Source organism: Mobilibacterium timonense, assembly GCF_900155555.1.
GTDB classification, from domain to species: Bacteria; Bacillota; Clostridia; order Peptostreptococcales; family Anaerovoracaceae; genus Allobaileyella; species Allobaileyella timonense.
This window is the reverse complement of record NZ_FUHN01000008.1, coordinates 547,624-572,100: the sequence shown is the minus strand read 5'-3', so window position 1 is coordinate 572,100 and position 24,477 is coordinate 547,624. Positions and strand designations below refer to the sequence as shown.

Below are 24,477 nucleotides of genomic sequence, written 5' to 3'. Positions count from 1 at the left end.
CAGGCCTGGTCACACGGCGGCTGAAAAAATTCACACACAAGCATCACCCCCCTGTTGTATAATCTACCGGTAGAAAATCGCTCCTGATGAGCAGAGGTGCTATCAGGTTTTTTATAAAAGGCACTCGGGATAATTCAATACAGGGATAGAGAAATGGAAACAAGGATAAATCAGACGCTTCCAAGGGATTTCGTGAGTCTCATGATCAGAAGCGGTAACGAACCCACCAAGGCCGAGGCCGCCACGAAGGCCATCATCAACAGTCTCCTCACGGTGGGCGTATATGACAGGGGGCAGCTCATGGCCTTCGGCAGGGTAGTGGGAGACGGCGCACTGGTCTACTGTGTATGCGACATCATGGTGGACCCGAGATACAAAAAAAAGAACCTGCTTTACCAGGTCCTCAACGAGATCAACGATTATCTCCTCATGCACCGGACGAAGGGCAGCCGCGTATTCGTGACCGTAGACAGGCCGATAGACGCCATCTGCCGCAGGTACGGCTTCAAATATCTGGACACGGATTTCCAGGTCACCATGGTGAAGTAAAAGTCCACGGCGCCTCTCAGTGCCGGACTTGCGTTGCCATGTCCCAGGTCGTCCCTAGTCCAGCGGGAATCCGAAATATGGCTTTAACGGGCTTTTCTCAGCGCTTTTGAGAAAGGCTTTTTTTGTTTTCTCATCAGGGAAGGCGATCATTGCCTGGGTCTCCACGTCGTGGTGGATCGCCGTAAATACCGTCTGGACCCGTGCGTCCAAAACGCCCGACTTCTCCGGTGACCCCTCCGATCCGGAGGCCTCGGCAGCCGGTGCGTTCTCCACAGGAGATCTCATCTGGCAGATCCTGCACCTGCCCCAGTCGGCCACCGCCGCCCCAAGCATCTCGGCAGTGAAATGATCTGCCACTTCAGACTTCACCAGCAGCTCCTCGATGACCATGACCTGTTCCGGCCCGGCCGCCGGCAGCCCCGGCGCCTCCTCGGCCCTTTTTTCCACGTGGACGGTGCATATCCCCATCTCGATGCCGTTGACCCGGATGCGGCAGAAGCGGGTCCAGCCGCCGCCGATGTACTTCAGGACCTCCGGGGACAGACGAAAGTGGACGGTGCCCTGGAGATAGGACTCGCGGACGTCACCGTATTTTCCGGGAGTCAGGATCTCCAGCACGACGCCATTCTGCTTGCGGGCCTCGAGGCCTTCCGCTGCCTGGAAAAGGTCTTTTCTGAGGGCGTCGATGGCGGATCTGCGCATGATGGTCTCCCTCACCGGGAACAGGGCGTGATAGCCAAGCGGCTGATAGAACCACACCAGCCCAGGCTCGGCGGGACACAGGATGGAAGCCTTATGGTCTCCGTTGGCCCTGTCTTTTGCAAAGGTGGTGATACTAGACCCGAGTCCCTTTCCCCTGTAGTCCGGGTCGGTGCAGATGGCATAGGAAATGAGGGCCGGCAGCTCGCTGCCATCCGCCATGATGACGGACCCCATGTCGAACTGGGTGAGCTCTGCCGCCAGTTGATCGAATCCCATTACGTAGGCCGTCACACTGTCTCCCAGCGCCTGGAACAGCTCGTCGACCACCTCCGGCCCGTCGCCGAAAGCCTTTTTCCAAAGTGCGCAGAACTCCGGGTATTCTTCCGGCCGAAGCTCCTGGATCATCTGAGTCATCTTACTTCTCCTCTGCGTAATACTTCATGAGCAGCACGTCCGGGTGATAGCTCTCCTTGGCCTTGCGCAGCCCGGGCAGGCCCATGTCCTCCTCGCGGTTGAAATAAAGTATATCAGGATTTTCCTCTGCCACCATGTTGGCGAACTGGTAGTTTATCATGGTGTATGCGCCCTCCACGCCGGGCAGTGCCTTTTCGAAGTGCACGTCGATTGTCGACTGGTCCAGCCGGGTGCCGGCGGTGAAGGCTACCGCTCTGTCGTTCTGGAAAAGCAGTCCTCCCATGAAGCCCAGTGTCTCGTAGTTGTCGAACATCTCACCGATCGCCACGGACTCCGCCGCCAGGTCCGGATCGTCCTTTTCCTGGTAAAACTCCTCCACGAAGGCGCGCGCCTCCGCCAGGTTCTCCTGTGTCACCTTGTCGTAGTGCCACGGGCCGTTCCTCTCGAAATGCTTCAGGTGGTTGCGCTTGGATGAAAGCTTGCGACCCTTGAGGTACCTGAGCTTATCAGTGGTGTAGATGTAGTCGGCGTTGTCCCTGTCCTCCGAGATGGCGAAGGCGTCCTCGCCGTAGTATTCCTGCAGCTCCTCCAGGGTCTTTGGGGTAAGGCCCCTCATCATCAGCTTTGCCCCGTTCCTGTGGGCCTCCTCCCTCATGTACTCGATGGAAGGGCGGGGATCCCCGTCCCCCTTAGGGTAGGCGTAGAAGCCCGGCTTTCCCAGGTACAGCAGCATCCTGGTGTCCATGAAGGCCACCAGCGGCTTGTAGATCTTCCTCCAGATGTACAGGTTTGCGAAGCTGTAGTCCGCTCCATGACATCCGCTGGCGCAGATCAGAGTCTGCACCTCGTCTCTGTCGTCTATCTCTATCGGTCTGAATTCCAGCATTTTCCGCTCCATTTCCTCATAAAAATCCTACTAATTATACTAACGTGGGAATTGGTTGTAAACAACCAATTTGTGAAATCCTTGTGAACCGATAGGAATTAAAAATAATCCACAATTCCTATTGAATAAAAGGGAAAACGATGTTAAATTGTCATGGATGAAAACAGCGGGTGGCGGAATCCCCCCGCCCGTTATATAAATGTTTGATAAGGAGACAAATACCATGGAGAAAATCACAAAGGACATGATCATCAGCGATGTTATCAACGCTAATCCTGAGCTGGTAAGAACGTTCTTCGAGAATGGAATGATGTGCATCGGATGCCCTGCATCCCAGGGTGAGAGCATCGAGCAGGCAAGCGCAGTTCACGGTATCGATGCAGACCAGCTGGTTGCAGCACTGAACGCAGCACTGTAAGCCGCGTCAGCTACAGAATAAGAGGCTTTCTTTTAATGCAGAAAGAGCTTGACCACTTCATGATCGGCCGCTCCTACGGCGGCAATCAGGAGTGGTTTTCTAATTTCATGATGCGCCTTGGGGGCTGCGCTGCTGAGACTGCCTGCGACAGCAGCGTTTACTTCGCCAGGGAAAAGGGCATCACACAGGCGTACCCCTACGACGCTCAGCAACTGACACGGAAGGAGTACGTGGAATTTTCAAAGATCATGGAGCCATATCTCAAGCCAAGGCGCAGCGGCATCGACCGCCTGGACATCTTTATGGACGGGTATGGCCGGTACCTCCGGGACAGAGGCGTCACACAGGTGACCATGACTGGCCTGGAAGGGTATGAACCTGTGGAAAAGGCCCGGGCCGCCCTGATTGCCCGGATCGACAGGGGGCTGCCGGTGCCTGTACTGGTGCTTATGCACAAAAACCGCAAATTCCGTGATTACAATTGGCACTGGTTCCTCGTCAACGGGTACAAAACCATTGACGAAAGCCGCACTCTCGTAAAGGCAGTTACCTACAGCGAGTACCAGTGGCTCCCCTTTGAGGAGCTGTGGGACACCGGATACCAGAGAAAGGGCGGACTGATACTGTACGATACTGATCCGGTCGAAATCTGACAAATTACGATTTGATGTGGATTGGCTGCCGCGATTGCGGCGGCCCATTGTCATCTTACGCCTTTTCGATCAGTATCACATCCCGATCCTTGACTTCATTTGTGAATCCACTCTTGCTGGCCAGAAGATAATATACGGTCCTGTCTCCCAAAGGAATAAATTGAGCCTTTGTCTTCAGCTTGTCCAGCTCGCTGATACCAACCAACTTGTTTCTGAATTTGCACTCTCCTATGATCACATTCTTGTCATCAAACGCGATAAGGTCGACCTCGCTTTCATGCCAGCCTTTTTTATCCTTAACGTTGCCCCACCACTTGCCAACGGTGATCGGCATAAATGGTATTCTTTTCTGAAGCGCATATTCGAAGCAAGCGTCGCGGATAATGTCTTCATAAACGAAACCCAGGTATTCCTTGTAAGCGTCATTCAATATGTACGGGCCTGCCTTTGGACCGATAGAGTTGATCATGGAAATATTCGGCTCAATGAACGCATAGCTGAACCGAAACATATTATCTTTGATCCTGTATCGCCTGTCATGCTTTTTTCTTGAAAAAGCATTCTCCACAGTTGTCACGATCTCAAGGTCCATTAGCTTAGCCATATATGAAAAGATACCTCTGGGGTCGATCCCTGCCTTTGACGCAATCTGACCAGAGTCCTTTTCGCCAAGCGCCAGCACCCTCAGTATGGATACGTATGTAGTGATATCCCGCAGCTCCTGCATGAGCAGGTTATGAGCTTCCTGGAAGAGGCGCCCATCCCTGTCCATAAAAAGTGCATCTGTCGCCTCCCGCACAGACCCGAATTCTGAAAACATCATGACATACTGCGCCACGCCTCCAGTTTGTGCATAGACATCCACCGCATCTTCAAAGTTCTTAAAGAGTTGGTGAACTTCATCAAATGTAAACGGGCGAACCTCGATTATCTCGGAAAACCGTCCATAAAGCGGTGATTTCTGGTCGTTGATCTGCCTTTTCATAAATGAAAGATTCGATCCCAGGAGTACCAGCTTCGATGAACCCAGAGCATGGTCGATGATCCACTGAAACTCGACAGCTACGTCATCATTCCTTTTACAAAGGAAAGGAAACTCATCTATAACGACAAGCAAACTGTCATCGGATATTTTATCTATATACGTGAAAACATCTTTAAAGGTGTTCAGTGAGTCGAGAATCGAGTCGTCCGGGAATTCAGTATGAAGTGCTGATTTGAAGTCCCCGAGACAGGTTGAATAATCGTAACCTGTACACTGGTAATATACACTGTGGCCGGAATAGTGTTCCCTAATATATGTCAGCAGCAGCTCTGTCTTGCCCGTTCTCCTTCGGCCATAAACAGCACAGGCCCTGTGGCCGTCAGTACTGCTGAACCTGTCCAGGATCCCCAGCTCCTTTTCCCGAAAATACAACATTCCGTTTCACCTCCCTTTCAAGCGTCATGTCAATATTATATTCGAAATGGCAAAAAAGCAAATCGTAATTTGACAAATTATAATTTGTCAAATTACGATTTGATAAAGTGATGTTTCCCCCATCAGTATTCCAATGCGCGGTACACCTCGGCCACAGGCAGGCCGACCACGGTGTTGTAATCGCCACATATCTCTTTTACCAGCACGGCGCCCCGGCCCTGGATCCCGTAAGCCCCAGCCTTGTCGAAGGGCTCACCGCTGCTCACGTACCTGTCTATCAGCTCGTCTGAGAGCTCATAGAACGTGACGTCTGTGCTTCGGGAAAAAGTCTTTTCGTACAACACACGTCCCCGGTCCATGCGCAGGATGGAGACTCCCGTGAATACCCTGTGGGTCCTGCCGGAAAGCTCCCGGAGCATTTTTATCGCATCTTCTTCGTCTGCTGGTTTTCCCAGTATTTTCCCATCCAGGGTGACCACCGTGTCCGAACCCAGGACCCACTGATCCCCGTGCCTGTCCGCCACGTCAAAGACCTTGCACCTGGCCAGCTCCTCCACGTATCGGCCCGGATCACTCTCCTGTGACCACTCCTCTCCGTCCGAGGGATCCACCACAGTCCTGATCCCGACCTGGTGCAGGAGCTCCCGGCGCCGCGGCGAAGCAGAGGCCAGCACCAGCTCACCCTCGAAAGTCAGAAGGTCCGCCAGCGCCGTGCAGCCCGCGGATATGTCATCCCAGGTCTTTGAAAAGTCCTCGGTGTACCACGGGTCGGCCACGTCGCGGCACTCACCGGATATGTCGAGAAGTCGGTGGATCTTGTTTTCCGGGTCGCCCCCGGCTATGGACTCCATTCTTGAAATATTGCTGCGATCCATTCCCACGAGGATGTCGAATTTCTGATAGTCCTCCCGGGTCATGAGCCTGGCGCGCTTGCCATCACAGGAAATGCCGTGCTTCTGCAGCTCCCGGCGGGCAGGAAGGTACACCGGATTCCCCACGCCACCGGGGATCTCCTCGGTGGACACCGCCGCAGACTCCACGTGGAAGCGGCCTGAAAGGCCTCTTTTTTCCGCAAGATCCTTCATGAAAAACTCCGCCATGGGCGACCGGCAGATGTTTCCGTGGCAGACGAAAAGTATTTTTATCATTTACCCCCCTTAACACTCTCCAATTGATACTACTTGATTATAATAATCTCTCTTTCATACTCCGGTAAATACTCCTCACTCCATTCCTGTAAAAATTCGTCATTATTAGAAACTTTTTCGATCAAATTATATCCGTCGATGGGAGTGCGGAGCATTCCCTCCACTGGGGATTCGTCCGAGACAAAGACAATCAGCTTTTCATCAACAATACAGAATTCGCACATGATATGGCAGATAACCATTGGAACCATTGGGTGCCACTATCACACGAATTCTAATTTTATCTCGGGCAATATCACTTGACAATATGTCAAGATTGCAGTACGATATAAATAACCACGAACAAGTTGGTAATCAAAGGAGGAATTCACATGAGTAAGGAGTTAGGCAATCGCATATCCATCCTATTAAAAAAACAAGGCCTACAACAAAAGGAATTGGCTGAACGTGTCGGTATTACAGAAGGTGTAATGTCCAGATATATATCTGGAACCAGAGACCCTAAACCAGAGACATTAGCCTGTATAGCTACTGCTCTGCACACAACATCCGACTATCTCTTGGGAATTGAAAATGACGAATTCAGTTACCCACGTGTACGCAGACTTATTGCTCGTAATGCATCCGCTATGTCAGATGAAGAGAAGAAAGAACTAATTAATGCGTTATTTGGAGGAGAATAGAATTTGGGAATCAGATTATCAGATGAACGTTATGAAGAGATTAAGCAAATCGTGGTTCGAATGTATGAAGAATACGATATCAGTTGTGTGCCTATCAATGGTTTTGAAATAGCCAGCAAGATGGACATTAAAGTCATTCCGTATTCCGCATATCCGGAAGCTACACAGAGATTGTTGTTGAAGAAAAGCAATGATGGTTTCTGTTTACAGCTTGATACTGGTGAGTGGTATATCTACTACAATGACAAAAAAGGGTACGGACGAATCAATAACACAATCATGCACGAAATTGGTCATGTTGTACTTGACCACACAGAGGACAGTGAATTAGCAGAAAAAGAAGTTAAGTTTTTTGCCAAGTTTGCACTTGCACCGCCGGTGCTCATTCATAAGCTGAAGCTAGAATCCCCAGAAGAAATTGCTGACATCTTTGAAATCAGTTATGAAGCTGCTTATAATGCCTTGTCTTATTATCACAAATGGCTTCGTTATGGTGATTCTGAATATACTGATTACGAGGAGAAAATTCTATGCCTCTTCTCGCGGACAAGTTAAGGAGGTGGTTCTATTGAGGGTAAAATAATAAAACGTATTCATAACTGTTCCAGCAGTTAAAATACGTTTCACTTTTGGATGTGCTACATCCTTTCTCCAGGTAACTAAGATTGTAGCATATCCTTTCCGTTACTTCAATTGACATTTTGTACAAAACGCCAATTGACAAAAACACACAGCTCTTTTATAGGGCGGAAAGGTTATTATAAATGAATATTAACACAAGCAAAAGTATGCGCAGCGACAATCTTTTTATGCGCAATGAGTACAGTAGTCACGGCAAGTGGAATATCCCACTTATAAAAAAGCAGGCAGTAGATGTTGAAAATGTTACATTGATCGCCTGTTCCGATACTCGTTCAAATGACAATGAAACTAACACCAAAAATGGAGTTCATTTCTTCGTGGATGATTATCGTTTCAACGGAATATATAACAATCCTGAAAAGTCACTGAGGAAGTATTCTCAATACGCGTTTCTTCTAAGTCCAGATTTTTCAACATATGCTGATATGAATTTGTGGAGACAACTAGAAAGTGTTGCAAAAAATCGCTGGTGCGGATGTTACTGGCAAGAACAGGGGCTTACTGTGATTCCAACGATCAGTTGGAGTACGCCTCGTAGCTATGAATTCTGCTTTGACGGTGTCGAGAAGAATTCTATCATTGCAATCGGAATGATTGGCTGTAAGCAAAATAAGAAGGAATTCTTACGCGGATATGACTACATGCTAAGCAAAATCGAGCCTGAAGCCGTCATTTGCTTTGGCACACCATTTGATGAAATGCGAGGAAATATTATCCCTGTTGATTATCGTTCCTCTAGGAAGGTGGTGCGATAATGGGCGGTCGTGGTACATTTGCAGCCGGCAAACAGGTTGCTTACACATATGAAACAGTTGGAACAGTTGATGGAGTGAAAATTATCAATCCTATTGATAAGAGCAAGTCGCTAAAACTTCCGGAAGAATCCCACAGCAGCGTTGGCTATGTTCTTTATGACAGGGATGGTGTTTTTCACCAGTACCGAGAATATAATTCAAATCATGAAGTTGTTCTTGAAATCGGATATCACCACGAAAAAAGTCTCGGTCATGGTGACATTCTGCATGTTCATGTTCACAATACACCCGGAGTCGAACATCACGGACAAGCAGATAAGTTCGTAATTAAGCCAGGACATCCACTATATGAAAAATATAAAAAATTATTCAAGGGGGTTAAGCAATGATTGGTAATACACTATCAGAATTCATAGATGATATTCTCACTATGGGTGGGCCAGAAAAAGAATTTCTCTTCCGTGGGAAAAAATATATGCTACAGTGTCAGAAATATGAAGCAGATCCATCTCTTACGGAACTAGTTATTTTCGAGTGCTTCGGAGATGAGAATTATGTTTTTCGCTGTCATGGAAGAGGTTTCCGAGAGTGCTTTGAGCAATTTGAGAAAGCTACCATTTTTGACGGAATGACCATCTATGATGCGGAATCCGAAATAGAAGTTCTTTTTGGATAAGGAATGGCCACAGCGGAAGCACATCCACTGTGGCCATAATAATACTCCTCCCACCCTTCCGGCTCATCCAGTTCTTCTCAGTTTTTTCTGCCCGATGCTGAAATGACGAACAGTATTTTTATCATCTAAATTCCTTCCCGTTCACTGTTCCTGCTCTTCGCTCCTCATGGTAACTTTTCCATAAACCACCGCTATTATCATAGTGAAAAGCATGTCCGGAAGGGTATTGCCCACCGGCGTGTTCACAGTCATCAGCATCCTGTACGCAACGAATCCGACGATCCAGATAACGAATCTTCCTGTGTCGAATTCTCTGCTGCTGGAGTCGTGGCCAAGTATGAAATAGTCGGCGATCAGCACAGCGATCATCGGCGCGAACACGGAGCCTATGAGATAGAGAAAATTCGTTATGTCATCCATGTTGATGAGGCATGCGCCCACGGTGCCGATCACGGTCGCCGCGACTGCCGCGTGCTTCTCGTTTATCTTTCCATAGACCGAAACGCTGGAAACTCCTGCGGAGAACGCATCCAGGAACGTCGTCGTAACCGTAGAGAACACCACGATGATGAGGCCTGCGATCCCAAGCCCGGCTTTCACCATGATCTGAGCCACGTCAGACGTCTCGGTGAAGATGGCCGCTCCCATGCCGATGATGAACATCCAGGAGCTCACGAGACCGTAGGTCACGGTGCTGACAAGGGTGGCGCTGAACGGTTTCTCTGCGTATCTCGTGTAATCCGAGATGACCGGATACCAGGACAGCGGCATCGCCACGGCCAGCTCCACGGCGCCGCCAAAGGTCAGAGCATCAGAGGCGCCGATCACTGCCGCACCGGCGTTCTTCACTATCTGAACGCATAGGACGATGGTGAGGACGAAAAGGGAAAGCATCGCCACGACGTTTATCTTTTCCAGCGTCTTCATCCCGACCAGGATCCACACTATTATCAGAGCTCCGATGATCACTGCCCACAGCTTTGCTCCCACGCTGAAGATCGTCTCAGCAGAAAGAGAAGCGTCGTAGATCATTATACCAGTCCAGCCCACGAGCTGCAGTACGTTCATGACGGCAAAAAACGATGAACCCTTTTTTCCAAACGAAATGGCAGCCGTCTCCATGGAGGACTTACCGGTCTGGCCGCCGATGAGACCCGCCAGAAAAAGCATTACGCATCCGATGATGTGCCCCAGTATCACCGCGATGATGCCAGTTTTGAAGCCGAGAGGGGCGAGGTAGGTGCCCGTGATTATTTCGGCGATGGACACGCCTGCGCCGAACCAGATCAGCCCGTTGCTGAAAGTGCTTGTTTTCTTGTTTTCCATTAAAATGACCTTCCTGTATTTGCTATTTTCTTTTGTATTCGCCAGTCCCGGTTACTGTTCGAAGTACCGTCCTATGTCGGATATCGCAAAACCGTGGTCCATCGGACCACTGCCTTTTCCCAGATCCAGCTGCGCGCCGAGGGCGCCGGAGATGTACTTCTTCGCCATGTCGACGGAATCCTCCAGGGAAAAGCCCTTTGCCAGGTTCGAGGCGATGGCGCTCGAAAGGGTGCATCCGGTGCCGTGGGTGTTCGGGTTGTCGATCCTCTTCCCCCGGAACCACCTGGCGCTTCCGTCTGCTACTGTATACAGAAGGTCATTTGCATCGTTCAGGTTATGGCCGCCCTTGACCAGGACGGCGGTCATCCCGAACTTTTTTCCTATCGTCTTTGCGGCCGTGACCATGTCTTCTTCCGAAGTTATCTCCATACCGGAAAGGACTTCCGCCTCCGGAATGTTCGGCGTGATGACGGTGGCCAGAGGCAGCAGCTCGTTTTCCAGTGCCTCCACGGCATCGTCGGAGATCAGCTTCGCCCCACTGGTGGCGACCATCACAGGGTCCACCACGATGTTCTCCGCCTTGTATTCCTTCAGTTTTTCCGCTATCACGTGTATGATCTCGCTTGCTGAGACCATCCCGATCTTCACAGCATCCGGCCTGATGTCCGTAAAGACCGCGTCGATCTCCTCTCCCACGAATTCCGGTGATGCGTTCATGATGTCCGTGACGCCGGTGGTGTTCTGTGCCGTGAGTGCCGTGATGGCGCTCATGCCGTAAACACCGTTTGCAAGCATGGTCTTCAGATCTGCCTGTATCCCAGCGCCTCCGCTGGAATCGCTCCCAGCGATCGTTAATGCAGTGTACATAGATGCTCCTCCTTGTGAAATGCATTAATTTTGTATAGCGGCCCAAAGTGGTGCTCCCGATGGACCGCTTCTGGAAAAAAATTATTTATTCAACAGGTACTTGTCGACATTTCGCGAAAGTTCTCTGGTGGCAGCTCCGATGTCGTCGGCGCCGAAAATGGCGCTTATCACGGCTACGCCCACCAGGCCTCTTCCGGCAAGTTCTTTAACGTTGTCCACGGTGATCCCTCCGATGGCTATCACAGGGATCGATACCGCCTTGCATATCGCCTCAAGGGTGTCGTGATCCACCTCAATGGCGTCATCCTTGCTGCCGGTAGGGAAGACGGCTCCGACTCCGAGGTAGTCTGCTCCTCTTTCCTCGGCAAGCACCGCTTCCTCGACGGTCTGTGCAGATACGCCCAGGATCTTGTCCGGTCCTACCAGCTCTCTGACCGCACCAGCCTCCATGTCCTCCTGTCCGACGTGTATGCCGTCACAGCCGATCTCGGCCGCCAGGGCTGCATCGTCGTCCAGGACGAAAGGCACGCCGTATTCTCTGCACAGCTCCTGTATTTCAAGGGCCTCCTGCCGCAACTCTTCCGAATCCTCCGGCAGATCCTTTTCCCTGAGCTGGATGAAAGTTGCTCCGGCTTCAAGCGTCTCCCTGACCTGGTCGGCCAGCTTCTGTCCCGGCTTCAGCCAGTGCCTGTCCGTCACAGCGTATACCGCAAGCGTCGGCACCAGGGCCTCTCCCGAGAATTTTCCAGTGTTCTGATTCATTTTTTCAGGCTCCTTTTTTCCTTCAAAAGCTGATAGAGCTACATGATCTGGCATTTCGCTCCTTTTTCGAGCTGCTCTCCGTCCATGTTGCATATCGCATCTATTATGCGGTTTCTGTAGGTGGAGTTGCCCTCGTACGGCGCGAGGTGCTCGTACCCGATCTCTCCTGCCAGGCCCATCGCGCATACAGCAGCGGCTGCGGCCTCCAGCTTGTTGTCAGGGTTGGCGACTATGAACGCCGTCATCAGGCCGGAAAGCTGGCATCCGGTCCCGGTTATCTGTCCCATCTCCTTGCGGCCGTTGCGGATGACGTATGCCTTCTCGCCATCGGTGACTATGTCGATGGCGCCGGTCACTGCGACGATCGTATCCATGTTTTTTGCAAGGCCCTTCAGAAACTCTACGGCCTTCGGAAGCGTCTCGTCCGTGATGGCATCTGCCGCATCTGCGTCCACGCCCTTTGTGGTCCCGCTGCCTATGGCAAGGGTCTTTATCTCAGAGATGTTTCCGCGGACCGCGTCGAATTTTATCTCCTTGAGAAGGTCGACAGCGGTGTCCGTGCGGAACTTCGAGGCGCCGGCACCGACCGGATCCAGCAGGACGGGGTGACCGAGCTCGTTCGCCTTGCGTCCGGCTATGAACATGGACTCGATGGTCCTGGCGTTCAGCGTGCCGATGTTGATGTTCAGGCCTCCGCATATGGTCTGGATGTCAGGCACATCGTTCTTGTCGTCGGACATGATAGGGCTGCCGCCGGCGGCAAGCAGGATGTTTGCTACATCGTTTACCGTCACGTAGTTGGTGATGTTGTGCACGAGCGGCACGCTTTTTCTTACGTTGTCAAAACAGTCTTTGAACATTTTTATCCTCCTTCTCAGGCATCAGGTCCAGAAAGTTGTCTGGCAACTGAAAAGGGCAGGCCCCCGAAGAGGATCCTGCCCGGCAAAAGTCTCTATTCTATCCCTACGTTGGCATTATCCAAATCAGGTCATCAGGTCGAAGTCTGCACTTCCTCTCAGCCGTTATCAGCTCCCTGTAAATCGATCTTGTCTATTGAGTTGTATTTAGGGTGTCGTGTGCGATCCGGAGATCACCCGCTATAGCGAAATGATTATAGCACGTATCTGGGAAATGCGCTAATCCACGTTTATACACACCGCGACTTTTCTCCGCCAAGCTTGACGAGGCGCAGTGAATCCCCAGGATTTTCAACGCTCAACTCTTAAGCTTTTCAATTTGCGATGGATCATCCATTTATTGCATCTATTTTAAAACCTCTCCCATGGATGACAATGTGATGCTTTTGTACGCATTTGATTTATCGTCAGGATGTGGCTCAATTGCAACGACAGTTATTTCTCCCTGTCCTGGTCCATATGTCCAGAACATTCTTCCTGCGGCAGGAGTCCTGTTTTCCAGATATGATTCCCACACTTTCCTTCCGTAGCGAGCCATCAAAGAGGAGATCTCGTGAGAATTAAGCCCAGGATAACGTGGATCCTCTGACAACAGGTATAGGGCTTTTCCTATTTTCTTATATAGCTTGATCTCTTCTCTGGATGCTGCTCCTGCCTCGACTTTTTTCTCCAGCGTATCCCAGAACCCTTCCATTTCAGGGATACCCATTCGTATCGTAAACATGGATCACTCCTTGAATTTCGAAACATCCACTGCTTTGCCTGCTTTTCCCTCATTGACGTTGTTCATGGACTTGTCCATCATCTCAAGGGCGCTCTCTGAAACACGGAAAGGTTCCACCAGCTCTCTCGGCTGGAGAACGATCCTCCCGTCGGAAAAGTGTTCAACATGATAATATTCAAAAGGACTTTCGCGTAGGGTAAGCCTCTTCTTCGAGTCTATCTTTGCATCATATTCCTTGATCGTCGTTTTCATTTTCATTTTCATCACCTCCTATGTGGGGTTGTGGGAATTCCCACATACATATTATTTGATCGACGTGTTCCTGTCAAGGCAAACTACAAAAAAGCCGCCGATCTCAACATCTCTGTTGATCTCAGCGGCTTTTTTCATTTCATCTGGTGGAGCGTAGGGGTAATTACTTCAATTCGTGTATGCCTTGATATTACAGACTTTTATGATTTCTCTGGCATAAAGTGTGGCATACGCTCATTCTTTGGATGCTTCATCAATATATTCCTGCATCAATCTGGAGATCACTGCAGCCTGTCCCTCTCCACGTTTCTGACAGGCTGCCTTGAAATCATCAGCTAGAGTCTTCTTGATCTTGAAGCTTTTCGCAATCAACCCTACTTTCTGCTGATATTTCTTTGAGGCTATAGTCTGTGCGTTAGGTTTACCTGTTGGCATCATCGCCACCTCCCTCTCCATCATCAGCTCTCCTCCTGATAGACTTGACTGAGATGATGATGCTCGTAATGGATAGCACCATTGCTACCAAGCTTAGAATTATTGCTATTGTTCTCATGATATTTTCGGTGATGAGCTAGCACAACGGGGGAATGGTTCCCCCTTTTCTTAATGGCCTCTGACTGATATAATCAAGGTGATCAAGGCAACGATCAAATTGATTATTGCGGTTATGAGGTTCATTCTTTCGGCCTTATTGCCGCTTTTTTTATTGCTCATCTCCGTACCTCCTTTCTGTAATTATATTAACATAGTGTGCGCCCTATGTTAACAGATTATTTCAGGAAGTCTGATTTTACCCATAAAAAAAGAGCCGGGATTGCCTCGACTCCCTTTTCATTATCATCGCCTGCAACGAGTCTATGCTCCAGCAGGCACTGAAAAAGCCACTGTGCCATACTTTTGCGCCCTACTCATCGACTTCTTCGCACTTGTCTATAACGGGCAGCTTATCCACTGCGTGCCAGTACTCTTTACCCAAATGGTTGAACCCTGCTTTGAAGTACGGATCCACGATCTGCCAGAGCTCTTCCTTGTCCTCCACGCTGATCTTACCACGCTTGATGTGCATCCGTGACAGCTGCACGATCCTGTCCTGGATGATGGCGCCGGAGGCCAGCATCAAATTTTTCAGGACCTTGGGATCGAGCTCGTTCGCCTTCTTGCGGTCATGCCTCTTTATAAGAAACTCCAGGAACACGAAGAACCCGCCGGAAAGCAGCGCGTTAATAAGGCCTATTTTCCATCCCATCGCGACCTCCTAGTGAGCATTGAGATACTGCTGCAGTGCTCTGCAGGTCGCAGGACCAGCGATGCCATCCACGGCCAGCTTATAGCCCGATCTGTTAAGCCATGTCTGCAGCTTGCTGATCGTCTCTTTGCCCAGGTAGCCATCTACTCCGGCTCCCACCTTGCGCTGGAGCAGCTTGACCGTCGCAGATCCGCCGGAGCTGGCATATGATACGCACCACTTGAAGTTGCGGATATAGGTGCTCTGAGATCTGAGCTGTCCGGAAAGGATACCATCTCTGTACGGCGCACCGAGCCACACCTGGAGCCTCTTGCAGGAGGCGGAGCCGAACTCACCATCTATTACAAGCTTGCCATCAGAGGTTGTACCGGAGGCCGCAGGGCCTGTTGGTGCCTTACCGGACTGGTAAAGAGCAGTAGCCTGAGCCTGTATGTCAGCAATATGTGAATAGTATCTTCCCGGGCAGGCTGTTTTAACACCAGGCACGTCCAAGTGTCCGATTATTGGTACGACCTTTCCGAGGTGCTTGTAAATCATGGCCACAGTCTCGATTACCGTTTTGTAGGTCTCCGTATCCATTTCAGGCCTGGCTTCAATACCTATTGAATGCTCGTTGTACCAATGGTTACCGGCATGCCATGCGCCCTTGCCTTCGTTGACCAGGCAGGCGCACTGATTCCCGCTGACTACGTAATGCGCGCTTGTACCATTACTCCCGCGTCCCTTCCGGCAGAACCAGTCGATCACGCCCGCCATTGTCTGACCGTCGCTGCCCCAGTGATGGAGTACAATCATTTGCGGACTATTCGTCGGGAAGAAGTAAGGCGAATTGTATTTTGTTATATATTCCATTATTCCGCTCCTTCCTCTGTATCGTTATCAGTTCCAGGGCCCATTGCGACATGCTCCAGCGGATCAACACCGGCCTTTATTGCTCTTGTAAACTCCGTTCCTTGTGCGGCCGCCTGTGTGAAGTCGTTATTGTAGTACGTCGTCAGGGCGACAATTATGAAATTGCAGATGATGGACAAAATCGTGTAAATTGTGTTCAACATTTTGCTATTGAATCCCGTTACATCTGTTGCGATCAATGCGGTGTTTATAGATGTGGCGACGGCAAGTATGGTTCTTATTTTTGTCCCCTTGTTCATTTTTCCCTCTCCTTTCTCTGTAATAAAAAAGAGCCTCATTCCAGGCTCATGATTACTTAATTGGAAAAATTATAGTGCCTGATGGCGCACTCCCGACGTTGCCGGAGTAGAAATTGATCTTAGCTTCTCCGGCGTTGACCCTGAGCATGCCGCCGACGTTTCCGCCGGCTCCGCCTACCATTGGCGCGTCTCGATGCGCCGCAGGCACGCCCACCGCGCTAGGAATCGCGTAGTTGTACCAGTAGTTGCTGGCAATCGTGATCGAGCTTGCTATCGTAAAGTATGCGATTACCAGTTTCAGCTCCTTGAAAACGTAGTACGTTATTTCTCCGCCGCCGTCGAGAATGCTCTGATTCACTATTTGCAAAGGTTTCTTACCCCCCCGTATACTTTACCAATCATGATTACCCCCTATTCAAATTCATCAAATGTGATGGTTTCCGTCTGTACATTGCTCGTGTAGACTCGCTTAATTGCATCGCCCTTATGCACTGGCATCGTGCCTGTGGCGATTGCGCCGCTTATGCTGTTTACGCAAAGCCCTCTCTGCTGCGAGCCGTTGCGGGTATAACGCAAAATACAGATTGTTGTTGCTGCCGGTTCCAGGCATACTGTGAGTATCCCGTCAGCCGGAGCCGTCCAAACGTTGTTTGCAAACTGCTCCGTGATGATCACAGAGTCCTTAACTCCGTGCGGCTGTTTCTTTCCGTGCGTGGCGCCAATCATCGCTACTCACCCCCCTTTGTCAGTCTGATGACCGGGATTGTGATAGTCCCCGTGTTGGTGCTGACGAAAAAGCGGACATACCCCGCGCCGGTCTGGCAGATGTCACTTATCACCGATGATGGTGCTGACAGATAGACATCAGGGATGTAATCTGCCGTGCATCCGGAGAGTGCCAGATCTACGTGATAGGTGTAACCCTGCTCGCTGTATGTCGTATCAGATACGGCCTTTGTTAAGTCGAGGCTCTTGTCCTGGAAGATGAGCATCCGCTGATTGGCCTTTGTTAGTCCCGCGTTTGCTGCGTCAATTTCGCTTTGCAGGTTGCCCGCCGTGGTTCCGTCAATTGCAGACTGCACCAGGCTCATATACTTATCGAGTGCGGACTGAAATTGATTGAAAATGTCAGTAGTGTCTATCGACGTCGGAAATGCTGGCGCCACCATGCCGCAGACCTCAGAATTGAGGCGCTGGTCCGTGATGTTGCTCTGCGTGATCTCTGTTACGCTCTTGCCTATGTATATGTCAGCAAGTGCAAGTTCGTAATAGTTTGATGCCCTTACGAGCGTCGGAGCAACCGCTGTTGTGGATGGCGTACCCTGCTTCACGTAAAGTTCAATGGATCGCACCGAGTCCGACGTGTCGAAGCGGGCCACGATTCTATCAATACGCATGTATGTGTCGCTAGACGCTTCCAGTGTAAAAGTCCTGGTCGCAGACTCATACGCCTTGGCACCGTTTATGTGACACCCGCCGGGCGCAACAGCTACTTGCATTCCCCCGACTGCAGATACCTTCAGGGAATTGACCAGGCTATTGTCGTTAATAAAAACTCCGTTAGTCCAGGTCAGCTGATTAAATTCCCTCTCCATTTCATCTGTGATCGCCCTGTCACCATATGGATTGTCCGTCGTCACATTTTTCGATTCAAATGGATAACTAATCATGATTTCTCCTATACCCTCACAGCTCGATACTTTGTCTTTTGTGGCGTCCCGAGCGTAAGAGTTATTTCTACTGTGTTATTTCGATGTACCTCTTCTATCTCTGCGATCCGTGCCACAAACATTTGCTTAAGATCGTCGAGGATCACCGTGCAAATATCACCAAGGTCGTAATTCTCAAGATACAAAAAAGTTTCTTGTATCACATTGGCCGTGATCGTCTCGATTTTGTAGTGGTTGAGCATGTCAGTCGTGGCTTGCTGCTTCATTGCATCTCTAATCGCCTGCTGATTCGCAGATACCATTTCCATACCCGAAACGCTCCCGGTGATGACCTTCAGTGGCCAGCATGCACCCAGATCTGATGGACAATTCGTGTCCACGGCGATAGTCTCACTAATAAAGTACTTAACGCCCTCTTTGGTATTTACGGATATCACATTGTCAAAGCCACTGGCAGCCTGCACTTCCTGCATGATGCCATATAGCGGATATTCCGCAGACTCGTCGAGAGTATAGCTAACATCAGAAACGTCATTGTATCCCTCAGAGAAAAATACAGCCCCTGACCTGTCAGCTCCTTTGTAAGTATGGATCACTACACCAAGAAGCGGCGCCGATTCATCAGTGTGGAAGACCGGCTCGCACCAGAAGGACATACCATTCTCCTGCAAGCTGTCATAAAGCACTGAGGCAAAATCTGTACCTGGATCCAATGACTGATTGATTGAAGCCGGAAAAGTTGAATCGTCTGAAAAGGAGATTTCACCCAGCTGCTTATAACTGGAGTTAGAACTGAAGTCCTTGGTCATCAGGGTTGTGATCGCCGCCTTGACTGCGGCTTCCGTGGATGCGGTCAATGTGACAGGTTCATAATTGCATCCCCATGACAGCACCTTTTCCAGGAAGAACCCTGAGGCTGTAATAAAGTTCCCCTCGGTCTTCTTCTCAAATACGATTTTCTGCACTATCGCCGTTTCTTTCCGGTCAGTATTCATCAGATACTTGATATCAAAATTCCAATCGGCTGCAGCGCAGTAGATAGAAAACGATCCGGCCTCTGAGTACTTCCTCTCCCACTGGCACTCGATAAACGTGATCTCATCAAGCTGTTTACCAGTCTTGTCGTAAAAAGTGATCATAAGCCGTTATACCTTCCTGTGTACTCTATCGCTGTTGAAAAGGCGGACCCCGTGTCTGCCTTAACTGACACTCTATTGTCACCGGCTTCCAACGTCATCTGTCGAAAATCATAGTTGCCGGTTTCCGCATATGGCAAAATTGTCCCATTAAGATCTGCGAATGATTTCGAGCTGTCTATCGTCAACTTATCGCCTTCGTTGAACTCTTTTTCTATCGTCGCTGACTCCTGACCAACGATGATGTGGATGCCCTTGGCATATCCGGTAAAGTTTATGGTCAATTTGATCGTCGCCGAGTTTATGCCCTCGTATCCGATCACTATCGAATCAGCCCTTGCCGCTGTAGCGAATACCAGCGGCTTGCCACTTATGTACGACCGTGTTACTTTCCACTTTGCTGTGATGTCCGTCATAGTGACATTGCTGGATGCGCTAGCGAAAAGGTCCGGATCACCGGATAGGAATACTACTGTCAATTTACTGGTCGTCCTGGGATTGGTCACCGGAAAACTGAATGCTTGCAGATAACATTTTTTTGCTACCAATGTCCGTCCCATATAAGTACAGGCAACATCATATGTATAGCGATTGGAATGGAAAGCTATAGCCTGATTGCGGATCTCTCGCAGGCCGTAGATACTTCGCGGCCGAGCAGTGATCGTTATCTCGCGGCTCTTCCTGCGTTGTCCGGTAATGATCTCACCATCACCCACACCACGTGCTGATTTAAAGATTTCAATATCTGCATTGTCGAAGCCATCGATCTGTTTCAGCAGCCAATCATCCGACCGATAATGGAATATTTTGCCATCACTGCGAGTGGCCGTTATGTCTGCATTTCTTATGTCCATTTACACCCCCGCAAGTCCTAATCTAATCGCCTGATTCTTGATCGCTCTGGCGGTTTCCACTGGTGACGAGACGGGTTGATTGATGTTTATGATCTGCGTAATGCTTTTCCCTGCGCCTTCCTGATCAGCGTGGCCTGCGACAACGCTCGAAATATCGGCAAGTGCAGTACCCGCGTTAAGTGGTTTGATGACACTCGCTGATATGTCGTCCATTGCTCTTGTAACAGCACTAGCATTTCCCTGGATACCCATTGCGATTCCTGCCGGGATCCAGTGACCTATCTCATCTGCCATAACTCTTGACGGTGATCCGATCTTGAAGGCCCGCTTCATGTAATTGACTACATCACCGACCCATCCTCTTATTTTTCCAGTGATCCATCCATAACCATTACTGATCCCTCGCCAGATTCCTCTCACAAGGTCCAGCCCGGCAGACATCATGCTTCCAACGCCACTTCGAACGGCAGAGACAGCTCCACTGATTATCCTGGCAGCTGCAGCTACCGCAGATCCAAGTCCTCTCCCGATCCCTGTAGCGATACCTCTCACCCAGGCGAGGCCCGAATTGATCAGGTCGCCAACAGCCTGTACTATCCTTGCATTGAAGTTAGCGGCAGCCTGTCCTCCTGCAAGCACAAGGTCACCGACTCCATTTGCAACGCCTTTGGCAAGGGCTTTGATCCATTCCCAGCCCATCTGCGCCAGCTTTACGACCAGTGTACCCAGTAAGCTTGACACGCCCTCCAGTATCGCTGTAAGTGCATTGATCAGAATCGGAAATGCTGCTATCAGGAATCTACCAAGGTCTGACATTATCTTGGTACCTGTCGCAGGATCAATATTCATGATCGCTGTAGTCAGCCCCTTGAAAGCCGACTGGATGCCTTTTACCATTGCAGGGCCGTTGGCAATGATGTAGCTACCCAGCTTTGACATCATGGTTTTCACTCCGTTGAAAAGAAGTGGTACTCCAGTCTGCAGGAATGCGGCTATCGCTTTAGGAAGCGCAGCAACGATATTGCCAATCATAGGTATCAGGTTGCCGAAAACAAAGGTCGATGCTGTCTGTGCAAGGGCCGTCATGGCTTTATTCACATTTCTGTTAAGAGCCAGGTCCGCCAGCACATTTTCTGCTGCGGCCTTCATGGAATTGAACGATCCTTCCAGTGTTGTCGCGGCTTCCTTTGCTGTGGTCCCAGTTATGCCAAGTTCTCCCTGGATAACATGGATTGCGCTATAGACATCATTCAAGTTGTTGATGTCGTAGTGGACTCCACTTATCTTTTCAGCATCAGACAGGAGCCTTTCCATCTCTGTTTTGGTCCCACCGTACCCGAGTTTCAGGTTATCAAGCATCGTGTAGTTCTGCTTTGCGAATCCCTGATAGGCGTCCTGGATGGACTGCATAGATGTGCCCATTTTGTTGGAGTTATCCGCCATATCGGTTATTGCCATCTTGGCCTGCTTAGCTGCCTTTTGCGTATCACCGCCAAGAGACTGGAGCAGAGATGCTGAAAAGCTGGTCACCTGCTGCATGTATGCATTGGCAGAAAGACCAGCTGTTTTATAAGCTTTATCTGCATCTTTGATCACAGTGCCCGCGCTTTTCTTGAACAGCGTCTCTACTCCACCTATGGATTGCTCAAGCGCACCACCGGCTTTGACCGACATCTGTATAAATTTTCCAAATGCCGCCACTGCTGCTGATCCGGCCAAAAGTTTCGCTGCAGCACCGAATTTGCTCCCGAAAAGTGTTCCACTTGTCACTCCGGCTTTTTCTGCATCCGGAGCGATAGCTCCGAGCAAAGATCCGGCTATTCCTTTCGCAGACGGAATGATCTGCACATATGCTTCGCCCAGAGTAGCCACTAGCTTTCACCTCCCTTGATGATCCTCTCCCTGGTGTTCCAAAAATCTGCAGGTGAACTGAAGCCTTTTGGTTTCCTGGAACCAGAAGTCAGCAAACTTAATATCTGCTGCGGCGCATTCTTTCCACGCTCTGCATTTTTTGTCCTGGACCAAAGCAGCAGGCTAAGTCTGTCTACTGCTGCCGCTAGCAGGAGAGTTTCCAGGCTGTAATTCATTCCTGCCATCTTCAGCTTGATTCTACTTGTGTCCCTCAGACCGACTGCAAGTGTGGCCAGCGTAGATACTGGTACCTGCTTATAGTCGTAGATCTGATACGTCTCGGCCAGATCGCATATGAGTGCATCTCTGTCCTTCGCGATCATGTCGGCGAGGGCTATTATTTTTTTGAGTCATCGTCTGCATTCTGGAAGATCTCCGTCAGCTCCTGTATCACCCTGGTGACCGACACGCGGCCATCCTCTCCACGCAAATGATCATAAAGGGCTTTCTTCTGCTCCTCTCCCAATATCGCATCGAGGACGGCCGGAACCTTTGTTATTTCTCCTTTGTCGATAGCCACCAGATTTTCCAGCAGTTCCATATCATCTGCGGCAGAGGCGGCTATCTTGTACTGAAATCCTGATTTTGTTTTTCCTTCCATTTCCTCTCCTTACGCGGATTTTTTCATGTAATCGTAGTGAGTCTGACCTTCTGTATCAGGCATCGCCTGGATGGTCGTCTCATATCCGATGGCTTCATCATCCTTATAGCTGATAGTACCAACCTCAGAAACAGCAGCGTTCGGAATGACGATCCTTTTTACAATTGTGCTATTCAGGACCATTTCAAACACCCAGCTGCAAGCTTCCTGTGGTTTGCTATTAGCCTTAATAACTACTCCATCTTCAAGTGTGCCGGAGACGTTATCATCTCCATACACTGCTTTGAGAACTTCCAAATTGAGACACTCAATAAATGTGAATGTAAAAGTATCATTCTTCTCGTTCTGTATGGTCTTTACCGTATCTCCTCCCCATGCCTTTATGGCGTCAGAGTCCGGCGAATTGTCGTTTGAGATACCATCATCAGAAATATATCCCAGTTGTTTGAATGTCGGGTCGAGTGCCGTAACGGCATCTGTTGGGAGCTTTGTCCCATATGGTGCTCTGAATATCGCTCCACCTATCTTTGGTTTTGCTACACTTACGTTTTTTGTATCTGACATTTTGGTCTCCTTTGCTAATAATAGGTAATGTCATACACGGCCTGATATCTGTAGTGCTTCAAGGTAGTGTCAGTGAAGTTATAGTCGGTGCTGAATCGCACGCTGCCTATCGATGGCAGCTCGATAGCATCATCCATCGCCTGTTTTACCCGTTCATTAAGCTTCGCTGCTTCTACAAGCGTCTGACCATAAGACTGCACCGCCAGCGTAGCCGACTCAATATGATTGATCCGGCTGCTTCCCGTCTTTTCTATCACCACAAATGCCCCAGGCTTTTTCTCAGGGATCTCCATGTAAACTTTCATGTCCAATTTCCCGCTGAGATAATCAAGTATGGTTTTTTCTATCATTTCAGTGCCTTCAATAATGTGTTGTGCTTAAGGTTGTGATAATACGCGCGAGGAGTCGTGCAATGGATATTCACGTGGGCTCTCTTCTGGCCTATACCACCATTGACTTCACATTCATCTGCGATATCGCCGCAGTTCTCTCTTACGTGTTCCCCATATTCCTGTAACACGGCTTGCATTTCAGGCGATTTCATCAGCTCACGTACACCTGCACTATTAAGCTTGATCTTCACTTTCGAAGCCATAAGTTTCCACCTGTACTTTCTTGTTCCAGCTGAGCGGTATGAGCTCTTCTATTCCCTGCACCGGTTCTCCGACGGTCCTGAATATCCTCCCGAAGAATCTGACCTCAGTGTTTACCCAGTTATGGTCATCGCCCTTCGGAATTGCCAGGGTAAACGCGAGGCGTTTACCATAAAGGTTCAGTGCTGCTACGACGTCATTGGATGATGGCTCTCCGATCAAAACATTATCCACATCGACCCAACTATCTGAATAAATCGGCTGATTGAATTCATCGGTCCCGTTTTCCGTCCTGACCTTTAATTTAATGGTCACCCCTCTAATCATGTTTTACCAACTCCTCTACAGGGCTATATGATCCGATCCGGTTTCCGAGGCCCAGCATCTGTTTCTCGTTCTTGGAAAAATAGAGCTCACCGTTTGATCCGCTTCCGATCGTCCAGGACTGCGTATATCCGAGAGCTGATGCAGATCCCTGCGTCGCACCCATAGGGAATGATGCATTACCGTTACCAGCTTCTCCGATCGCCCGGCGGACCATCCTGCATGACACGAGTTTCTTGACTTCCTCTGATGCGCTGACTGCATATGCATCTATCATCACAGCAGCTTCCTGCAGGAGCTGTGCGCATTTTGCTTTCTCATCAGCATCAAACGCCCGAAACCCTGCCTCTACATCAGAAACTATTGCATAAGCACTCATTTTGCTTTCCTCGCCCCTGCCGTTCTCTTTGCAGACACTGGTGCGGCCGATGTCTCTTCCTCTCCCTTTGAAGATCTATCAGAGTCATTCACGGGCTCCTCTGCTTTATCTTCAACTTTATGGAGTTTAAGGACGAGTCCCAGATTTGACAGGTATTCTGCCCTATCATCATCGCAGATAAAGGTGCTGCCGGCCTTCCGGTCAGCACCTTCTACGAGATCGTAAAAATCATAATTAACTCTTACGTTTCTCAT

At 49.7% G+C, this 24,477-nt stretch carries 36 protein-coding genes and 1 riboswitch; of the genes, 8 read left to right on the top strand and 28 right to left on the bottom strand.

Annotation, left to right across the window (positions count from 1 at the left end):
• The first annotated feature begins 153 nt into the window (after positions 1-153).
• The gene (locus BQ7382_RS08760; RefSeq protein WP_077391727.1) at positions 154-549 is read left to right on the top strand and encodes a hypothetical protein; all 396 of its coding nucleotides are present in this window, start codon (positions 154-156) and stop codon (positions 547-549) included.
• Between the two features lie 54 nt (positions 550-603).
• Here the strand turns inward: BQ7382_RS08760 and BQ7382_RS08755 are convergent, their stop codons facing one another.
• The gene (locus tag BQ7382_RS08755) at positions 604-1,665 is read right to left on the bottom strand and encodes a GNAT family N-acetyltransferase (RefSeq protein ID WP_077391726.1); all 1,062 of its coding nucleotides are present in this window, start codon (positions 1,663-1,665) and stop codon (positions 604-606) included.
• Between the two features lies 1 nt (position 1,666).
• Positions 1,667-2,551 carry a DUF2156 domain-containing protein gene (locus BQ7382_RS08750; RefSeq protein ID WP_159437280.1) on the bottom strand — a complete coding sequence of 295 codons (885 nt, stop codon included), beginning with the start codon at positions 2,549-2,551 and terminating at the stop codon, positions 1,667-1,669.
• Between the two features lie 223 nt (positions 2,552-2,774).
• Here BQ7382_RS08750 and BQ7382_RS08745 point away from each other — a divergent pair, with 223 nt between their 5' ends.
• A complete protein-coding gene (locus BQ7382_RS08745) occupies positions 2,775-2,969 on the top strand; it encodes a DUF1858 domain-containing protein (RefSeq protein WP_077391724.1) in 195 nt (64 codons plus the stop codon).
• Between the two features lie 35 nt (positions 2,970-3,004).
• On the top strand, positions 3,005-3,622 hold the full coding sequence (locus tag BQ7382_RS08740; protein ID WP_077391723.1) for a hypothetical protein: 618 nt from the start codon (positions 3,005-3,007) through the stop codon (positions 3,620-3,622).
• A gap of 55 nt (positions 3,623-3,677) precedes the next feature.
• Here the strand turns inward: BQ7382_RS08740 and BQ7382_RS08735 are convergent, their stop codons facing one another.
• The 3 genes from BQ7382_RS08735 to BQ7382_RS09560 all read right to left on the bottom strand — a co-directional run bounded on the left by BQ7382_RS08735 (position 3,678) and on the right by BQ7382_RS09560 (position 6,414).
• Entirely contained in the window at positions 3,678-5,042 is a 1,365-nt protein-coding gene (locus BQ7382_RS08735; RefSeq protein ID WP_077391722.1) for an ATP-binding protein, read from the bottom strand.
• Positions 5,043-5,164: 122 nt separating this feature from the next.
• Entirely contained in the window at positions 5,165-6,190 is a 1,026-nt protein-coding gene (locus BQ7382_RS09800) for a Maf family nucleotide pyrophosphatase (RefSeq protein WP_077391721.1), read from the bottom strand.
• A gap of 29 nt (positions 6,191-6,219) precedes the next feature.
• Complete coding sequence (locus BQ7382_RS09560; protein WP_159437279.1) at positions 6,220-6,414, bottom strand: hypothetical protein; 195 nt, start codon at positions 6,412-6,414, stop codon at positions 6,220-6,222.
• A 147-nt stretch (positions 6,415-6,561) separates the two neighbouring features.
• Between BQ7382_RS09560 and BQ7382_RS08720 the strand changes: the two genes are divergently transcribed.
• From BQ7382_RS08720 to BQ7382_RS08700, 5 genes are all read left to right on the top strand, one after another.
• Positions 6,562-6,873 (top strand): helix-turn-helix domain-containing protein, encoded by a 312-nt coding sequence (locus BQ7382_RS08720; RefSeq protein ID WP_077391719.1) that lies wholly within the window; start codon positions 6,562-6,564, stop codon positions 6,871-6,873.
• 3 nt (positions 6,874-6,876) lie between these two features.
• Positions 6,877-7,428 carry an ImmA/IrrE family metallo-endopeptidase gene (locus tag BQ7382_RS08715; RefSeq protein WP_077391718.1) on the top strand — a complete coding sequence of 184 codons (552 nt, stop codon included), beginning with the start codon at positions 6,877-6,879 and terminating at the stop codon, positions 7,426-7,428.
• Positions 7,429-7,637: 209 nt separating this feature from the next.
• A complete protein-coding gene (locus BQ7382_RS08710; RefSeq protein WP_077391717.1) occupies positions 7,638-8,270 on the top strand; it encodes a DUF4417 domain-containing protein in 633 nt (210 codons plus the stop codon).
• The gene (locus tag BQ7382_RS08705; RefSeq protein ID WP_077391716.1) at positions 8,270-8,659 is read left to right on the top strand and encodes a hypothetical protein; all 390 of its coding nucleotides are present in this window, start codon (positions 8,270-8,272) and stop codon (positions 8,657-8,659) included. The genes BQ7382_RS08710 and BQ7382_RS08705 overlap by 1 nt, the downstream gene beginning before the upstream one ends.
• The gene (locus BQ7382_RS08700) at positions 8,656-8,946 is read left to right on the top strand and encodes a hypothetical protein (protein WP_077391715.1); all 291 of its coding nucleotides are present in this window, start codon (positions 8,656-8,658) and stop codon (positions 8,944-8,946) included. The genes BQ7382_RS08705 and BQ7382_RS08700 overlap by 4 nt, the downstream gene beginning before the upstream one ends.
• A gap of 141 nt (positions 8,947-9,087) precedes the next feature.
• On the opposite strand, the gene cytX is transcribed toward BQ7382_RS08700, so the two are convergent.
• The 23 genes from cytX to BQ7382_RS08580 all read right to left on the bottom strand — a co-directional run bounded on the left by cytX (position 9,088) and on the right by BQ7382_RS08580 (position 24,477).
• Positions 9,088-10,272 (bottom strand): putative hydroxymethylpyrimidine transporter CytX, encoded by a 1,185-nt coding sequence (gene cytX, locus BQ7382_RS08695; protein ID WP_077391714.1) that lies wholly within the window; start codon positions 10,270-10,272, stop codon positions 9,088-9,090.
• 51 nt (positions 10,273-10,323) lie between these two features.
• Entirely contained in the window at positions 10,324-11,139 is an 816-nt protein-coding gene (gene thiD, locus BQ7382_RS08690) for a bifunctional hydroxymethylpyrimidine kinase/phosphomethylpyrimidine kinase (protein WP_077391713.1), read from the bottom strand.
• 81 nt (positions 11,140-11,220) lie between these two features.
• On the bottom strand, positions 11,221-11,901 hold the full coding sequence (gene thiE / locus BQ7382_RS08685; protein WP_077391712.1) for a thiamine phosphate synthase: 681 nt from the start codon (positions 11,899-11,901) through the stop codon (positions 11,221-11,223).
• Positions 11,902-11,939: 38 nt separating this feature from the next.
• The gene (gene thiM / locus BQ7382_RS08680; RefSeq protein WP_077391711.1) at positions 11,940-12,761 is read right to left on the bottom strand and encodes a hydroxyethylthiazole kinase; all 822 of its coding nucleotides are present in this window, start codon (positions 12,759-12,761) and stop codon (positions 11,940-11,942) included.
• Positions 12,762-12,844: 83 nt separating this feature from the next.
• A riboswitch (TPP riboswitch) is annotated at positions 12,845-12,947 on the bottom strand.
• A gap of 217 nt (positions 12,948-13,164) precedes the next feature.
• Positions 13,165-13,527, bottom strand: coding sequence for a hypothetical protein (locus BQ7382_RS08675; protein ID WP_205408175.1), 363 nt, complete (start codon positions 13,525-13,527; stop codon positions 13,165-13,167).
• 18 nt (positions 13,528-13,545) lie between these two features.
• Positions 13,546-13,800: a hypothetical protein gene (locus BQ7382_RS08670; RefSeq protein WP_235847990.1), complete on the bottom strand. Its 255-nt coding sequence runs from the start codon at positions 13,798-13,800 to the stop codon at positions 13,546-13,548.
• A gap of 228 nt (positions 13,801-14,028) precedes the next feature.
• Positions 14,029-14,253: a chemotaxis protein gene (locus tag BQ7382_RS08665; RefSeq protein WP_235847989.1), complete on the bottom strand. Its 225-nt coding sequence runs from the start codon at positions 14,251-14,253 to the stop codon at positions 14,029-14,031.
• Between the two features lie 445 nt (positions 14,254-14,698).
• Entirely contained in the window at positions 14,699-15,040 is a 342-nt protein-coding gene (locus BQ7382_RS08660; RefSeq protein WP_077391709.1) for a hypothetical protein, read from the bottom strand.
• A 9-nt stretch (positions 15,041-15,049) separates the two neighbouring features.
• Positions 15,050-15,835 carry a peptidoglycan-binding domain-containing protein gene (locus BQ7382_RS08655; RefSeq protein WP_159437278.1) on the bottom strand — a complete coding sequence of 262 codons (786 nt, stop codon included), beginning with the start codon at positions 15,833-15,835 and terminating at the stop codon, positions 15,050-15,052.
• A 56-nt stretch (positions 15,836-15,891) separates the two neighbouring features.
• Positions 15,892-16,191 (bottom strand): phage holin, encoded by a 300-nt coding sequence (locus tag BQ7382_RS08650; protein WP_083708781.1) that lies wholly within the window; start codon positions 16,189-16,191, stop codon positions 15,892-15,894.
• Between the two features lie 52 nt (positions 16,192-16,243).
• Positions 16,244-16,549, bottom strand: coding sequence for a hypothetical protein (locus BQ7382_RS08645; RefSeq protein WP_144082127.1), 306 nt, complete (start codon positions 16,547-16,549; stop codon positions 16,244-16,246).
• A gap of 53 nt (positions 16,550-16,602) precedes the next feature.
• Complete coding sequence (locus BQ7382_RS08640; RefSeq protein ID WP_077391705.1) at positions 16,603-16,917, bottom strand: hypothetical protein; 315 nt, start codon at positions 16,915-16,917, stop codon at positions 16,603-16,605.
• A gap of 2 nt (positions 16,918-16,919) precedes the next feature.
• Positions 16,920-17,861, bottom strand: coding sequence for a hypothetical protein (locus tag BQ7382_RS08635; protein WP_077391704.1), 942 nt, complete (start codon positions 17,859-17,861; stop codon positions 16,920-16,922).
• Between the two features lie 8 nt (positions 17,862-17,869).
• Positions 17,870-19,000 carry a Gp37-like protein gene (locus tag BQ7382_RS08630; protein ID WP_077391703.1) on the bottom strand — a complete coding sequence of 377 codons (1,131 nt, stop codon included), beginning with the start codon at positions 18,998-19,000 and terminating at the stop codon, positions 17,870-17,872.
• A complete protein-coding gene (locus tag BQ7382_RS08625; protein ID WP_077391702.1) occupies positions 18,997-19,851 on the bottom strand; it encodes a phage distal tail protein in 855 nt (284 codons plus the stop codon). Before BQ7382_RS08625 ends, BQ7382_RS08630 begins: the two co-directional genes overlap by 4 nt.
• Complete coding sequence (locus BQ7382_RS08620; protein ID WP_077391701.1) at positions 19,852-21,723, bottom strand: phage tail protein; 1,872 nt, start codon at positions 21,721-21,723, stop codon at positions 19,852-19,854.
• Positions 21,723-22,085 carry a DUF5361 domain-containing protein gene (locus tag BQ7382_RS08615; protein WP_077391700.1) on the bottom strand — a complete coding sequence of 121 codons (363 nt, stop codon included), beginning with the start codon at positions 22,083-22,085 and terminating at the stop codon, positions 21,723-21,725. Before BQ7382_RS08615 ends, BQ7382_RS08620 begins: the two co-directional genes overlap by 1 nt.
• Positions 22,086-22,099: 14 nt before the next feature.
• The gene (locus tag BQ7382_RS08610; RefSeq protein ID WP_077391699.1) at positions 22,100-22,363 is read right to left on the bottom strand and encodes a hypothetical protein; all 264 of its coding nucleotides are present in this window, start codon (positions 22,361-22,363) and stop codon (positions 22,100-22,102) included.
• A 9-nt stretch (positions 22,364-22,372) separates the two neighbouring features.
• Entirely contained in the window at positions 22,373-22,927 is a 555-nt protein-coding gene (locus BQ7382_RS08605; RefSeq protein ID WP_077391698.1) for a phage tail tube protein, read from the bottom strand.
• 14 nt (positions 22,928-22,941) lie between these two features.
• Positions 22,942-23,232: a hypothetical protein gene (locus tag BQ7382_RS08600; protein WP_235847988.1), complete on the bottom strand. Its 291-nt coding sequence runs from the start codon at positions 23,230-23,232 to the stop codon at positions 22,942-22,944.
• 261 nt (positions 23,233-23,493) lie between these two features.
• The gene (locus tag BQ7382_RS08590) at positions 23,494-23,847 is read right to left on the bottom strand and encodes a hypothetical protein (protein ID WP_077391695.1); all 354 of its coding nucleotides are present in this window, start codon (positions 23,845-23,847) and stop codon (positions 23,494-23,496) included.
• Positions 23,840-24,223, bottom strand: coding sequence for a Gp19/Gp15/Gp42 family protein (locus BQ7382_RS08585; RefSeq protein ID WP_077391694.1), 384 nt, complete (start codon positions 24,221-24,223; stop codon positions 23,840-23,842). Before BQ7382_RS08585 ends, BQ7382_RS08590 begins: the two co-directional genes overlap by 8 nt.
• Complete coding sequence (locus BQ7382_RS08580) at positions 24,220-24,477, bottom strand: hypothetical protein (protein ID WP_077391693.1); 258 nt, start codon at positions 24,475-24,477, stop codon at positions 24,220-24,222. The genes BQ7382_RS08585 and BQ7382_RS08580 overlap by 4 nt, the downstream gene beginning before the upstream one ends.